Origin of the sequence: Vibrio sp. T11.5, from assembly GCF_027587155.1 — a bacterium.
In the GTDB taxonomy this organism is placed as follows: domain Bacteria; phylum Pseudomonadota; class Gammaproteobacteria; order Enterobacterales; family Vibrionaceae; genus Vibrio; species Vibrio neptunius.
This window is the reverse complement of sequence record NZ_JAPPTP010000007.1, coordinates 19,065-33,053: the sequence shown is the minus strand read 5'-3', so window position 1 is coordinate 33,053 and position 13,989 is coordinate 19,065. Positions and strand designations below refer to the sequence as shown.

Annotated in this window: 13 protein-coding genes; 9 read left to right on the top strand and 4 right to left on the bottom strand. The window is 46.2% G+C overall.

Annotation, left to right across the window (positions count from 1 at the left end; translation table 11 throughout):
- The first annotated feature begins 188 nt into the window (after positions 1–188).
- From OH455_RS09380 to OH455_RS09350, 7 genes are all read left to right on the top strand, one after another.
- Positions 189–1,496: an isochorismate synthase gene (locus OH455_RS09380; protein WP_269981272.1), complete on the top strand. Its 1,308-nt coding sequence runs from the start codon at positions 189–191 to the stop codon at positions 1,494–1,496.
- Positions 1,497–3,215, top strand: a complete 1,719-nt coding sequence (gene menD / locus OH455_RS09375; protein WP_269981192.1) for a 2-succinyl-5-enolpyruvyl-6-hydroxy-3-cyclohexene-1-carboxylic-acid synthase — start codon at positions 1,497–1,499, stop codon at positions 3,213–3,215.
- On the top strand, positions 3,205–3,990 hold the full coding sequence (gene menH / locus OH455_RS09370; protein WP_269981191.1) for a 2-succinyl-6-hydroxy-2,4-cyclohexadiene-1-carboxylate synthase: 786 nt from the start codon (positions 3,205–3,207) through the stop codon (positions 3,988–3,990). Before menD ends, menH begins: the two co-directional genes overlap by 11 nt.
- A 29-nt stretch (positions 3,991–4,019) precedes the next feature.
- A complete protein-coding gene (gene menB, locus OH455_RS09365) occupies positions 4,020–4,886 on the top strand; it encodes a 1,4-dihydroxy-2-naphthoyl-CoA synthase (RefSeq protein ID WP_269981190.1) in 867 nt (288 codons plus the stop codon).
- A gap of 133 nt (positions 4,887–5,019) precedes the next feature.
- Positions 5,020–6,006 carry an o-succinylbenzoate synthase gene (menC, locus tag OH455_RS09360; RefSeq protein WP_269981189.1) on the top strand — a complete coding sequence of 329 codons (987 nt, stop codon included), beginning with the start codon at positions 5,020–5,022 and terminating at the stop codon, positions 6,004–6,006.
- Positions 6,006–7,379 carry an o-succinylbenzoate--CoA ligase gene (gene menE / locus OH455_RS09355; protein WP_269981188.1) on the top strand — a complete coding sequence of 458 codons (1,374 nt, stop codon included), beginning with the start codon at positions 6,006–6,008 and terminating at the stop codon, positions 7,377–7,379. Before menC ends, menE begins: the two co-directional genes overlap by 1 nt.
- Positions 7,380–7,636: 257 nt before the next feature.
- Positions 7,637–7,810, top strand: coding sequence for a hypothetical protein (locus OH455_RS09350; RefSeq protein ID WP_167336327.1), 174 nt, complete (start codon positions 7,637–7,639; stop codon positions 7,808–7,810).
- Here the strand turns inward: OH455_RS09350 and OH455_RS09345 are convergent.
- The 3 genes from OH455_RS09345 to OH455_RS09335 form a co-directional block, all read right to left on the bottom strand.
- Positions 7,807–8,730 (bottom strand): YeiH family protein, encoded by a 924-nt coding sequence (locus OH455_RS09345; RefSeq protein WP_206368591.1) that lies wholly within the window; start codon positions 8,728–8,730, stop codon positions 7,807–7,809. The genes OH455_RS09350 and OH455_RS09345 overlap by 4 nt on opposite strands.
- 110 nt (positions 8,731–8,840) lie before the next feature.
- Entirely contained in the window at positions 8,841–10,712 is a 1,872-nt protein-coding gene (locus OH455_RS09340; RefSeq protein ID WP_269981187.1) for an MFS transporter, read from the bottom strand.
- Between the two features lie 27 nt (positions 10,713–10,739).
- Positions 10,740–11,330: a TetR/AcrR family transcriptional regulator gene (locus OH455_RS09335; protein WP_045975467.1), complete on the bottom strand. Its 591-nt coding sequence runs from the start codon at positions 11,328–11,330 to the stop codon at positions 10,740–10,742.
- A 192-nt stretch (positions 11,331–11,522) separates the two neighbouring features.
- Between OH455_RS09335 and OH455_RS09330 the strand changes: the two genes are divergently transcribed.
- Positions 11,523–12,401: a Tim44 domain-containing protein gene (locus OH455_RS09330; protein WP_045975466.1), complete on the top strand. Its 879-nt coding sequence runs from the start codon at positions 11,523–11,525 to the stop codon at positions 12,399–12,401.
- Between the two features lie 105 nt (positions 12,402–12,506).
- A complete protein-coding gene (locus tag OH455_RS09325) occupies positions 12,507–12,827 on the top strand; it encodes a DUF1244 domain-containing protein (RefSeq protein ID WP_045975465.1) in 321 nt (106 codons plus the stop codon).
- Positions 12,828–12,901: 74 nt separating this feature from the next.
- Here the strand turns inward: OH455_RS09325 and OH455_RS09320 are convergent, their stop codons facing one another.
- Positions 12,902–13,966 carry a PLP-dependent cysteine synthase family protein gene (locus OH455_RS09320; RefSeq protein WP_045975464.1) on the bottom strand — a complete coding sequence of 355 codons (1,065 nt, stop codon included), beginning with the start codon at positions 13,964–13,966 and terminating at the stop codon, positions 12,902–12,904.
- Positions 13,967–13,989 lie beyond the last annotated feature (23 nt).

Sequence of the window (13,989 nt, the reverse complement as noted above, 5' to 3'; positions counted from 1 at the left end):
TATTAAAGTACATCAAAAAGGGCTTTGTTAGAATAAAAAACTGAATTATTACGCTTTTTTGTATGCGCTTTGTTCGTTTGCAATCACAGGATTATGCAAAAGATGGGCTACAACCTTGATCTAAGTAAGGTCTATTAATAGAGTAGCGATCTAAAATGAATAAAAATCCCCAGGCATACGAGGCTGATTTGTCACATTTTCATCAAGCCGTTACTGAACTGATCGAACGCGTAAAGGATGCAGAAGACGGCGTAAACCGTCTGGTTCAAGTTCTTGAGGAAAAACCAGATTTTGCATTCATAGATTGGCTGGAGTCCCAGCCGCTGTTTCCAAAGTTTTATTGGCAGTCTCGCGATACCCGTGAAGAAGTGGTGGCATTGGGACAGTTACATACTTTTGTCGACCCTGCTCCAGCCTACACGATTCTGGCAGATGAACAACGTATCTGGGGTGGACGTTCTTTTGACGGACAGACCGAAAAGAATCGTCGTTGCATGTCTGCTTTTTTCTTCCTACCACAAATCGAGCTAATTCGTTTTGATAACCGCTGGTCATTAGCCGTCAACCTGACAGCCGATAAACATCGTACATTAGTCGGACTCAGTAAACTTAAAATTGAAGTTGGTGCTTTACGGCCAGTCTCCGCGCAGATCAAAAGCATCAGCCACATACCGGAGAAACCGCAATGGGCTGAGCTGGTTGAGAAAGTCCTGACTGGTATTGAAAATAATGACTTTAAGAAAGTAGTACTGGCTCGTCGAACGTCCGTCCAGATGGACAGCACGGTGAGTGCCGCGCAGCTACTCAAATCAAGTTATCTGCAAAACCATCATAGCTTCCACTTTATGCTCTCTCTGGATAAAAAGCATAGCTTTATAGGTTCTACACCGGAACGTTTGTATGCCAGACAAGGGCAAGAGCTCTACACCGAAGCTTTGGCGGGTACGATAGGTCGAGGCGACAACGCCAGCCACGATATGGAGTTGGCAAACTGGTTATCACAAGACAGCAAAAACCTGAATGAGAACCAATATGTCGTCGATGACATTATTGATCGACTAACGCCTCACTCGGAGCATGTTGAGGTTGAGCAAGAAGCCCGTTTGGTTAGGCTGAGAAAAGTTCAGCATCTTAAACGCAGTATCCATGCACACCTCAAACCGGGCATTAATGGCGTTCAATTGCTGGCGGCATTACAACCGACGGCAGCGGTTGCCGGATTACCACGTAAGGCGTCAATGGACTTTATCCAAAACAATGAACCCTTTGCGCGTGGCTGGTATGCCGGCTCGATGGGTTTTATTAGCCATCAGCGTGCGGAGTTTTGTGTGGCGATACGCAGTGCTCTTATTCTTGGTGAAGAGGTGCAATTATTCGCAGGCGCGGGTATTGTTCCGGGTTCTGTGGCGGATAATGAGTGGCAGGAGTTGGATAAGAAAATGTCGACCTTGCTCTCACTGATCGCCGATATTCCTCCACTGGGAGTCGCGTCGTAAATGGGCAATCAAAACCAAGCCGTTATCAATCGTATTTGGTGTCAGACCTTGCTTGAAGAGTTATCTCGTCTCGGTGTCACTGAGGTGTGTATTGCCCCAGGCTCACGTTCAACGCCATTAACGCTAGAAGCGCAACAAAATACAAACCTGAATCTTCATACGCATTTTGATGAACGTGGTTTAGGTTTTCTCGCTCTTGGTCTGGCAAAAGCGAGCCACAAGCCCGTTGCACTGATTGTGACATCGGGGACAGCGGTAGCAAATCTGCTGCCTTCGATTGCCGAAGCTAAACTGACGGGTGAAAAGCTGGTGGTTCTGACAGCAGACAGACCCATAGAATTGATTGACTGTGGGGCCAATCAGGCGATCCATCAATCTGGGATTTTCTCAACTCATGTCACCTCTAGCCTTGAGTTACCAAGCCCTTCGGACTCCATATCGCTGAAGTGGCTCCTAACTTCCATTGACCAGAAAATGTTTGAACAAGCTGAGAAAGGTGGAGCTGTCCACATTAATTGCCCGTTTCCTGAGCCTTTGTACGGTTCTGAATCGAAAGGAATATTTCAGGCGTATCTCGATGAAGTAAAACCTTGGTCCGACTCTGATAAGTCATACTGCTTCAAGGCTCTAACTCAATCATTGCCCACTCTTGACTACTCTGACTTAGCTGATAAACCGGGGGTAATGGTCGTTGGCAGTGTCACTCTAGAGGAAGCGCAGCAGGCGCAACGGCTGGCGGAAAAACTGGGCTGGCCATGTTTGTGTGATCCGCAATCGGGGATTTCATCGACTTTCGCACACTATGATCTTTGGTTGCAGAACCCTTCTGCGAAAGAAGTGATGAATCAGGCTCATGTCATTGTACAGTTTGGCTCGCGAATTGTATCAAAACGGCTCATTCAGTGGATATCTCAGCAAGTTGAATCCAGACAAGCGGGTTATCATTTTGTTTCTTCGTGCGTCGAGCGCAACAACCAAAGCCACTTGCCACAAACTCACCATGTCGTGGAAATAGAGATTTGGATTGAGAGTTGGATGAAGGAGCTTACGGAAGACAAAAGTGCCCATTATGGTTGGGCGGCGGAGTTAGAGCGCTATTCTGAGCGGGTAGCAATGTTGTCTTCACAATATGAGCGAAGTCAGCAGTCAGTGAATGAGGTTGCGCTGGCTAAATCTATCAAAGTATTGCCTCAGCAAGCTCAGGTCTTTTTGGCAAACAGTCTGTTTGTGCGGCTGGCGGATATGTTTGGTTCGATGCCAAACCTTGACACGTATAGCAACCGAGGTGCATCAGGGATCGATGGTTTGATTGCGACTCTAACGGGTGTTGTGCGGGCCACTCGTAAGCCCAGTGTATTGTTCATTGGTGATACGTCGGCACTGTACGACCTTAACTCTTTGTCTCTATTGACTCAGGAAAAAACACCGGTCGTTATCGTGGTCACTAATAATAATGGAGGGGCTATCTTTGATTTGCTCCCTGTCCCACAAGCGCAGAAACAATCCCTATATCAGATGCCTCATGGTTATACCTTCGAACATGCTGCGATGCAATTTGGTATTCGATACCAAAAACCAGCCACTCTTGCCGCATACACTGAGTTAGTTGGTCAGCATTTACAACAGGGTGAAGGAGCACTTCTTCTAGAGATACAAACACCGCCTGAACAAGCTTCCTCACACCTGAAAGAGATAACTCAGCGCGTTCATGCTTTATAGCCATCTTTACAACAATACGAGCAATGACAGCTCCACACCCTTAATTGTTTATCTGCATGGTTTACTTGGTTGCAGTGATGACTGGAAGAGCTGTACGCAATGGCTTCCCGAGTACACTTCCTTATGTATTGATCTTCCTGGTCATGGCATGAGCAATCTGATGCATTGTCGCGATTTTAAAACGTGCTGTGATCAAATATCTGATGTTTTACTTACTCAATTTCCTCACCAACCACCTATAGTGTTAGTGGGGTATTCAATGGGGGCTCGAATTGCGATGGTAGGGCTCACTCAACAGCACTTTTCTGCACTTAATATCCAAATGCTTATTTCTGAAGGTGGACATTTTGGACTGTGTAGTGACGCAGAAAAAACAGCTCGCTTACGCAACGACTCGCGTTGGGCTGAGCGACTTCATCATGAACCAATCGAACAAGTGTTAGGCGATTGGTATCAGCAGCCGGTATTTAGTTCACTAAACCATGAGCAAAGACAAACACTCATACACAAACGCAGTGCTAACCTAGGGCCATCTGTTGGCAAAATGTTGATGGCAACCTCATTAGCAAAACAGAATTATTTGCTTGAGTCACTCACAGGCTTGAGTATTCCAGTACATTACATTTGTGGTGAAAAAGACAGTAAGTTCAGCCATTTGGCCGAACTGAGTGGTTTGTCTTATAGCCAAGTAAAACGAGCTGGGCATAATGTTCACATCGAACAGCCTAAAGCGTTTGCTGACGTTGTTAAATCTCAAATTCGCGCCTTTCTCTAACAGCGCAACATCAATAAACAGGAATCACCATGGCAAAAACAGTCGGTATTTCAGAACAAGAACTATACGCACCAGTAAACTGGAACGATTGCACAGGTGAATATGAAGATATTCAGTACCATAAATCGGAAGATGGTATCGCAAAAATCACCATCGCCCGCCCTCAGGTACGGAATGCGTTCCGTCCTCAAACCGTAAAAGAAATGATCAATGCGCTAGCGGATGCACGTTATGATGAAGGCGTCGGTGTGATCATTTTAACAGGGCTTGGCGAAAAGGCGTTCTGTTCGGGCGGTGACCAAAAGATACGTGGTGATTATGGCGGCTATCAAGACGACTCTGGCACTCATCACCTGAATGTGCTTGATTTCCAGCGTCAGATCCGTACTTGCCCTAAACCAGTTATCGCGGCTGTTGCGGGTTGGGCTGTAGGTGGTGGTCACGTATTGCATATGATGTGTGACTTGACGATTGCCGCAGAAAACGCTCAGTTTGGTCAGACTGGACCAAAAGTTGGTTCGTTTGATGGCGGCTGGGGTGCCTCATATATGGCTCGAATTGTCGGTCAAAAGAAAGCGCGTGAGATCTGGTTCCTATGCCGTTTCTATGATGCTAAAGAAGCATTGGATATGGGTCTGGTTAATACGGTGGTGCCACTTGACGAATTGGAAAAAGAGACCGTCCGTTGGTGTCGCGAAACCCTGCAACATAGCCCTATGGCATTACGCTGCTTGAAAGCGGCCTTAAATGCTGATTGTGATGGTCAGGCTGGTCTCCAAGAATTAGCCGGTAACGCAACCATGATGTTTTACATGACCGAAGAAGGTCAGGAAGGTCGCAATGCGTTTAATGAAAAACGTCGACCAGACTTTAATAAATTCCCTCGTAATCCTTGATGCGCCGTTCGGTTTATAACGTGAAAGCAAAGCTGCTTAACAGAGTATCTTTGGTTACCCGTCTAAATCAAAAGCTATCAAATAAACAACAGTATATATCAACGATTACACAACGATGATAAGGGATATTGGTATGAGAACAGCCAAACTGTATCGCTACGAGCTGCCTATGGACAGCGGAGTGATACTGAGAGAGCAGAGGCTCACGGAACGAGAAGGCTTTGTGGTTGTACTAGAAAGTGACGGAGAAATAGGTCGAGGTGAAATTGCGCCTTTACCGGGGTTTAGCATTGAGAGTCTGGATGAGGTTTACCCTCAGCTCATCGAACAACTTACTCTTTGGCAAAGTGGTCAGGTCCTCGACTACAAAGACTTATACCCATCGGTGGCTTTTGGTTTATCCATGGCGCAACTGGAGTTGGCTAACGGCCTTCCTGACACAGGCTGTTACCAAGCCGCGCCGCTGTGCTCTGGTGACCCAGACGAGCTGCTACCTAAACTTGAACGCATGTCAGGCCAAAAAGTGGCGAAAATCAAAGTGGGGCTGTATGAACCTGTTCGTGATGGGCTGCTTGTCAGTCTGTTCTTGGAATCTATTCCAGACCTCACGTTAAGGCTAGACGCCAATAGAGCTTGGACCGCAGAAAAAGCGCAGCAATTTGCCAAAAAGATTGCACCTTCTCTGCGTCAACGGATCGCGTTTGTCGAAGAACCCTGCCAGGCTCCAGGTGATAGCTTTTCTTTTGCTATCGATACTGGGATTGCCATTGCTTGGGACGAAACTCTTCAACATGCTATCCGTAAAGATGACTTTAAACTGGAAGACTATAATGGAGCCAAAGCCATTATTATAAAGCCAACGTTAATAGGTTCTGTGGAGTGTTGTATAGAGCTGATCGACCGCGCTAAAGCGCTAGGTATAAAGCCTGTGGTCAGTTCAAGTATTGAATCCAGTTTGGGTCTGACGCAATTAGCTCGATTTGCCCAATGGCAGCTACCTGAAGAGATTCCGGGCTTAGACACCATAGGTTTGTTTGCCCAGCAGCTAGAAGTGACTTGGCCTGGCTGTGATCTTCCGGTGACTGCACTGTCAGGCCAGTCACTAATCTGGCAATCTTAATGCAAAACCAACTCTCTCCTTTGAAACGATGGGCTCAGTTGAGCCCATCTTTGTTAGCCCTGCATCATCAAGAGAGGCAATACACCTGGGCTGAGCTAGTACAACTGGTGGATGAAGTTGCGGCGAGCTTATCTGCACAGGGGCTAGCGCGCGGTGAGGTGTTGACGTGTGTTGGTAAAAACAGCTTGGATCTATTGTTAGCCTATCTTGCGTGCATGGAGATTGGTGCAATTTGTGCTTTGACGATGCCACAGACTCAAGTAGAGCTGGATACCAAGTTGGCATCACTATACTTGCCGGAAACAGAGCGAAAAGTTTGGGTGGCACCACCTAACTTGATGCTTTCTTCCTTGTCGACGATGACGGTAGAGCGTGCACATTTGGCGGACTATCCCGCGGGTTATCAAGCCGATAATTTGGCGTCGATTGTATTTACGTCAGGTTCAACAGGAACACCGAAAGCGGTGGCGCACACCTCTGCCCAACATATGGCTTCTGCATCAGGATTGCTGGAAAAATTCACTTTTAAGCAGGGTGATAGCTGGTTGTTGAGCTTACCTATGTACCATGTTTCGGGATTGGCGATTATCTATCGCTGGTTGCATGCAGGTGCGATGTTAAAAGTGGGGGCCGGATTGCTTCAAGAAGATATTCGTCACGTGACGCATGCGTCGCTGGTGGCAACGCAACTTCAGCGGTTATTGGACAGTAATATGCCACTTGACCTGACCCATGTCTTACTTGGGGGCAGTCACATCGCCGTTTCTCTGAGCCTCAAAGCGGAGCGACAGGGGATTGAAACTTGGTTAGGTTATGGCATGACGGAAGCGGCTTCTACCGTGACGGCGAAGCGGGTAGATAGTGACACTACGGCAGGCAAGGTATTGCCCAAGCGCAGGGTGAAACTTGAAGGGCAGAGGATTTACATCGGGGGAGAAACGCTAGCCTCTGGTTATTACCAGCAGGGTACGCTTGAACCTATGGTGCACGACACGTGGTTCGATAGCAAAGATCTCGGTGAATGGAAAAACGATGAGCTGCAAATTATCGGCAGAGCAGACAATCTGTTCATCTCAGGTGGCGAAAACATTCATTGTGAAGAGATAGAAGCCGTACTCAACCAGCTCCCAGATGTGATTCAATCCATTATAGTGCCAATTGAAGACCAAGAGTTTGGGCATCGGCCGATCGCCGTTATTCAAAGTCATCAAGGGTTAGATATAAACTGTATCGAGCAGCATCTCGGTGAGTTTTTAACTCGATTTAAATGGCCGATCGCCTACTACGAGTTGCCAGAGCGTCTTTGCCAGTCGGGGATCAAAGTGTCGCGAAAAGCAGTGAAAGATTGGCTTTTGACTCAACTCGATAAATAATGTGCAGTACAGAATCGGTGACTAGTTGCGAAATCACCACATGTCTCTCTAATTAACTGGCGAGTGCTTTTTCTTTGGCTGAGCTCTCATGCCCAGCGCATTCAGCAAGCAATGACCTGTTCGTTACTTAATCGGCCAAGGTGAAAGTCAACTTAGTTGAAATTGATCTTTCATAGTCCAAATCTGAATTTATCAAACTTATAACTCTATCTCATAATACTGCCTGAAATATGAGTATATGGATATAAGAGGCGATCATGAAAGCCGTCATTGTGTTGGCAATATTGATTCAGATTGTGGTTGCAGTGCAAAGTGAAGGCTTGGTGCGATCACTGGCTGAGTTATCTGCGTTTCTATTTATCGCCGCTTTGGTCTTAATATACCAACGACAAAAGCGCAAAAAGCTTAAAATTGAGCCGGAGGAGCTTTAGCTAAGTGTCAACCATGCTAATGAGCTGGTCGATATAGCAATCCACAGCGTAACACCAAACAGTAGGGGTTTAGGTCCTGCAGACTTGAGCTTTTCCACCGAAATTCCGCAGCCAATCAAAAACAAACACACCACTAAAGCCCGTTTAGCAACATCGAAGATTCCCTGATAAATCATCTCAAACTGTGGCAACAGATCGCTGACTGCAATCGCGACGCAATAAAACAAGATGAAGTAGGGGATAGTGATTTTCTTCGAATCGCTACGGAATAAAAAGGCGCTAAACAACGCAACCGGAATAATCCAAAGAGCCCTTGCCAGTTTTAAGGTTGTCGCGGTGGTGAGTGCTTCCTCACCGTAGGCGGAGGCAGCACCAACGACGGATGAAGTGTCATGTATGGCAATCGCTGCCCAAGTGCCGAAAGTATGTTGATCGAGATTCAGCGCATGGCCAATCACAGGGAAGACAAACAGAGCTATAGAATTTAGGACAAATACGGTGGCTAAAGAAAGGCCGATTTGCTCATCGTTTGCTTTGATAGCAGGAGAAACCGCGGCGATCGCACTGCCACCACAGATGGCGGTTCCAGAAGAAATCAGATAGCCCGTTTCTTTATTGAGGCCAATGGCTTTTGCCACCCACCAGCCTATAAATAAGGTGCCGATAATGGTAGTAATGATAAGACCAATGCCATCTGAGGTAACCGCAAGGGCATTTTTGAATTGAATGCCAAAGCCCAAGCCGACGATTGAATAAGCCAATAGTTTTTTGGTCACTTTTGCCAGATTAAAATCGTGTGGCACCATGCCCAATGAAGCCAGCAAGAAACCAATCACCAATGCGGTTGGTGAGGTCACCCATGGTGTTAGGCAGATGATCATTGCCAACCAAAATGGCAGTTGCTTTTTAATCGTCGTCATTACAAAAAGTAGCAATCAAAACAGCTGGTGAGTGTAACCAAATCCAGCCGATAAGTAGATTTGAATGAATTGAACATACGTTCACATTTAATGAACGTATGTTCGTAAAGTTATTTCCAGTCACCTCTGAGCTGAGAGACCTTATACTGCATTAACTCAGTGGTTGCTGCTGATGAGTCGACAGGCTGACCTGCTTCTATCTCTAACTTGGACCAGAATCTGCTAGGCAGCCCGCTACAAGCCTTACCTTTATATCGACTGAAGAAGCTACCCCATAAACCTTTAATCGCAATAGGGATAACTGGGACAGGACTCCGTTTTAGAATGATGTCCATGCCACGCATAAAGTCATTCATTTCACCATCGCTAGTGAGGCGTCCTTCAGGAAAAATACATACCAAATGACCTTCTTCTAACGCTTGTTCTATCTCACCAAACGCATTGCGAATGGAGCGTCGGTTGGAAGCGGAGATAGGGATTACTCCCGCGCGCTTAAGAAAACGACGCAAAGGTGGAAGGTTGGCGTAATCTTCTTCCATTACAAAGCGGATCAGCCTTGGGCAAACCGCGCTCAACAACAAAGCGTCCATATAACTGACGTGGTTACAGACAATGAGTGCCCCCCCTTTTTCAGGCAGGTGGTGTAAGTTTTTATGGTTCACGCGATACATGGTATGCGTCAGTATCCAGACGATGAATCGTACGGCAAAAACAGGTACACGCAAGAATAAGGACATGGCAACCACTAGGTTCATGAATGCGAGTAACAAGAACAGCTGCGGAATACTCATTTCTATCACCGCTAGGCAGACGATACCCAGTACAGCACTGCCAACCATAAACAGTGAGTTATAGATGTTGAGTGCTGCAATCACCTGAGCGCGCTCTGTGACTTTGGCACGCTGCTGCATCAATGCGTAGAGTGGCACAATAAACACCCCACCAGATGCACCCAGCATCAACAGCGAGATGAACACAGGCCATAATGGCTGGTAAGACACAAAATCTGTAAAGCTTTCAAACTCCGGTAGACTGGCTGGGACAGAGGTTGCCATTAAGAAACCAAATATTGAAATCCCTAAACTACCCAGTGGCACGATACCGACTTCAATTCTGTGGTTGGATAATTTATCACAAGCCAGCGATCCAATGGCAATACCGATAGAAAAAAGTGCCAGTAGGAACGAAACAGCACTTTCACTGCCATTGAGATAAAGTTTCGTGAAATTAGGGAACTGAGTCAGGTAGGCTGCCCCCAAGAACCAGAACCAGCTGATCGCCATCAAGGCTTGGAAAATCGTTTTGTCGGATTTAGCGATGGCGATGGTATTACGGGTTTGTTTGATCGGCTGCCAGCGGAATTTTATGTCTGGTGCGCTTGCGGGGGCTTCAGGAATTGAACGACTGGCGAGGTACCCAAACACGGCAAACACTACGACGCATCCTGCTGCCACGTATTTGGCGCTTTCCGCTGAAGCAATAATGCCTGCACCTAGCGTGCCGAGAAGAATGGCGAGAAACGTGCCTGTTTCTACCAAAGCATTACCCGGAACCAGCTCTTGCGGTTTAAGCTGCTGTGGTAATAGTGCGTATTTTACCGGACCGAAAAATGCCGATTGCGTCCCCATCAAGAAAAGTAGAATTAACAGGATGACGTAGCTTTCGGTGATAAAGCCAATAGCCCCCAGAGTCATAATGCCAATTTCAGCCAGTTTGACCTTGCGAATGAACCAAGACTTCTCATACTTATCGGCCAATACGCCAGCAGAGGCAGAAAAAAGGAAGAAAGGCAAAATAAACAAGCCAGCCGCAAGGTTGATGAATAAATTGCTGGAGATAGGTAAGGCACCAGCACCAGCGAAAGCGACGAAAAGCAGTAAGACGTTTTTAAAAATATTATCGTTAAAAGCACCAAAAAATTGGGTCACGAAATAGGGCAGAAATCGTCTCTGTCCTAAAAGAGAAGTTTGGCTGTTTGGCATGGTGATCCTTGTTCCTTTAGGATGCGATTACCAGTTCGCGATGTAGTTAGAGAGTAGGTTATTTATCAGTTCTTTGCCGTCGATAGGTTCTGCTGCGAAGAACTTATCATCAACACTCAACAAGGTAATACCGTGGACACCAGACCAAAGTACTCGACTGGCTTGTAACACTTCCTTTTCTGAACGGTGAGGAGCGATAACTTGGAGTAGCTGTTCAAGCATGCCCGTCATGCTATCAATACGTTCAGCTTGCCATTCGGGTAGCGTCTCACCATGCATATTGTGTTCGAAAATTAACTGCCAACGGTAAGGGTGGCGCTGGGCAAAGTCGTGATAACAGTAAGCGAGCTCATACAAGGCCGTTTTTGGCGCCTGACTCTGTTCAACAACCACTTTTGCTTCACTTGCTAGCTCATCTAGAGTCTGAGCGACAGCATGAAGCAGCAGTAGATTGTAATTACCAAACACGTTGACCAGTGTGCTTGGCACATAGCCGATCATATTCGCAACCTTGCGCAAACTTAACTCGTGATAGGAGTTTTCGCTCAAGAATTCTTTTACTGTGTCTAACGTGAGAGCGATAAGCTCATCGCGTGTATGATCGTTTCTACGGGCCATGACAAAATTTCAAAAATGAACAACGTTCAATATTCTAATGAGGCTGTGTGTGAAGCGCAACTGACTATCTTCGAATTTGCAATACTTTGATACATGTATTCGACTTTGGCATATTTCATTCTCTAGAGACACAGGCTACTATTGCCCCATAAGTATAATTCTTACCTTATACAGGAAACCCTAAGGAAAAATATGAAACGACTTTTTTCCCTCGTTGCTTTGCTGATGGTCTCTGTTGCTATTACTCCTATCGCAGAAGCGAAGAAGTTCGGTGGCGGCAAGTCATTTGGTAAGAGCTTTAAAACAGCTCCTGCACCAAAGCAACAACAGCAAAACACAAACACGATTGGTAAAGACCAAGGCGCAAAAACGCAAGGGTCAACTAAAAAAGGCCTGATGGGCGGATTGCTTGGCGGTCTGTTAGCGGGTGGTCTTTTAGCGGCATTCTTCGGTGGCGCGTTTGAAGGAATCCAGTTCATGGATATCCTTATCATGGGCTTGGTGGCGTTTGTCATCTTCAAATTGATGCGAGGTCTGCTTGGGTCGAAGCAAGGCAGTATGAATCAGCATAAACAGCAGCCTGCTTTCGGCGGCTCTGCTGCTAAATTTGAGCAGCCTAATGTTCATAATTTCGAACAGCAGCCTCAGTCTGGCAGCCAAGGCGGTTTTGGTTTTGGTGCTCAGTCCGATATTCCGCACAACTATCCACCGGGTTTTGACAAAGTGGCTTTTGTGAATGGCTCTCGTGAGCATTACAGAACGCTTCAAGGTGCATGGAACCACAACCAGCTTGAAACGATTGAGGAATATGTTTCTCCAAGTCTGTTTGAAGATTTAAAATCAGAGCGTGCGAAACTGGAAGGTGAGCAGCATACAGATGTGATGTACGTTGACGCAGAAATCGTTCGTGCCGACTACGATGCAAGCAAAGCACAGCTTAGTTTACAGTTTAGCGGTCGCTACCGTGATACTGTAGAGAATGTTGAAGAAAACATTGAAGACATCTGGCACCTTGAGCGTGACCTAACGGTACCTAATGCTCCATGGTTGATTGTCGGTATTCAAGGTTAACCGCATAACCTGATAATAAACGCCCGAGCCAAGTGCTTGGGCGTTTTTGTATTGGACAAAGACTTGATAAGATAATTCGATACAGAACAACAATAGGCAAGTAAAGTGGCTGAATTTAAGTATAAAAACCTTTCTCAGGAAGAGCAGGATAAATTGGATGCAGCGGTATTTCGCCGCCTACTTTCTCATCTTGATGAGAATAAAGATGTGCAGAACATCGATCTAATGATCCTTGCGGGGTTCTGCCGTAACTGTTTCAGTAAATGGTATAAAGCTGAAGCGGAAACTCAGGGTTTAGAGCTGGATATCGATGATGCACGTGAACGTGTTTATGGTATGACTTACGATGAGTGGAAACAGAATCACCAGCCGAAAGCGACACCTGAACAACTCGCGGCTTTCGAAGCACGTCAGAAAAAGCGTTAACGCTCTCCCTTGATATGAAAAACGCCACTCAGATGAGTGGCGTTTGAGTTTCCAACTGATGTTGTTATTGTTATTTAGATTTGGCCCGTTGCTTTAAACGCTTCTAATTTTGCGAGATAAGGTTGCAAGTCGCCGATGTTTTGTTTGACCCACTCACTATTGTAGTAGGTGTCTAGATAACGTTCACCACTATCACACAAAAGTGTCACGATAGAGCCTGTTTCACCGCGTGCTTTCATTTCACTTGCTATCTGCAGTACACCGTATAGGTTAGTTCCCGTTGACGCACCTACTTTACGGCCAAGGATCTTTTCAAGCCAATGTGCCGTTGCAACAGAAGCGGCATCTGGAATGGTGCGCATCTCATCAATCACGCCTGGAATGAAACTTGGCTCTACACGAGGTCGACCGATGCCTTCGATTTTACTTCCGCAGTTGCCCTTGAGTTCAGGGTTCCCTGTTTTGAAGAATTCGTGGAAGACAGAATTTTCAGGGTCAACGACGCAAAGTTTAGTCGAGTGTTGTTGATAGCGAATAAAACGGCCAATAGTAGCGGAAGTCCCCCCCGTTCCTGGGCTCATGACTACCCATTTAGGAATAGGGTTATCTTCAAGCTTCATCTGGCTGAAAATAGAATTGGCGATATTGTTATTACCACGCCAGTCTGTCGCACGCTCGGCATAGGTGAACTGGTCCATATAATGGCCATTGAGTTCTTTCGCTAATCGATGCGATTCTGCGTAGATTTGATCTGAGCGATCAACCAAATGTGCTTGACCCCCATAAAACTCAATCTGCTCAATTTTCTTCTTCGCTGTGCATTTAGGCATAACGGCAATAAATGGCAAACCAAGTAGCCGAGCAAAATACGCTTCTGATACAGCAGTACTGCCAGATGATGATTCAATAATTGGGGTTTCTGGGCCGACCCATCCATTACAGATTGCGTAAAGAAACAGTGAGCGTGCCAGACGATGCTTTAAAGATCCTGTCGGATGTGTACTTTCATCTTTGAGATAAATATCGATCCCTGCCACACTGGGCAAATCCAATTTGATCAAGTGCGTATCCGCGGAACGTTGGAAATCAGCCTCAATTTTTCGAATCGCGTTATTAATCCAGTTGTGGTCTGTACACATGAGTACCTCCTTAGCATCGTTAT

Coding starts and splice junctions, on each gene's coding strand:
- menC (WP_269981189.1), top strand. CDS start 5,020: ATGAGAACAGCCAAACTGTATCGCTACGAGCTGCCTATGGACAGCGGA.
- OH455_RS09345 (WP_206368591.1), bottom strand. CDS start 8,730: ATGACGACGATTAAAAAGCAACTGCCATTTTGGTTGGCAATGATCATC.
- OH455_RS09335 (WP_045975467.1), bottom strand. CDS start 11,330: ATGGCCCGTAGAAACGATCATACACGCGATGAGCTTATCGCTCTCACG.
- OH455_RS09350 (WP_167336327.1), top strand. CDS start 7,637: ATGAAAGCCGTCATTGTGTTGGCAATATTGATTCAGATTGTGGTTGCA.
- menB (WP_269981190.1), top strand. CDS start 4,020: ATGGCAAAAACAGTCGGTATTTCAGAACAAGAACTATACGCACCAGTA.
- OH455_RS09330 (WP_045975466.1), top strand. CDS start 11,523: ATGAAACGACTTTTTTCCCTCGTTGCTTTGCTGATGGTCTCTGTTGCT.
- menH (WP_269981191.1), top strand. CDS start 3,205: ATGCTTTATAGCCATCTTTACAACAATACGAGCAATGACAGCTCCACA.
- OH455_RS09320 (WP_045975464.1), bottom strand. CDS start 13,966: ATGTGTACAGACCACAACTGGATTAATAACGCGATTCGAAAAATTGAG.
- menD (WP_269981192.1), top strand. CDS start 1,497: ATGGGCAATCAAAACCAAGCCGTTATCAATCGTATTTGGTGTCAGACC.
- OH455_RS09340 (WP_269981187.1), bottom strand. CDS start 10,712: ATGCCAAACAGCCAAACTTCTCTTTTAGGACAGAGACGATTTCTGCCC.
- menE (WP_269981188.1), top strand. CDS start 6,006: ATGCAAAACCAACTCTCTCCTTTGAAACGATGGGCTCAGTTGAGCCCA.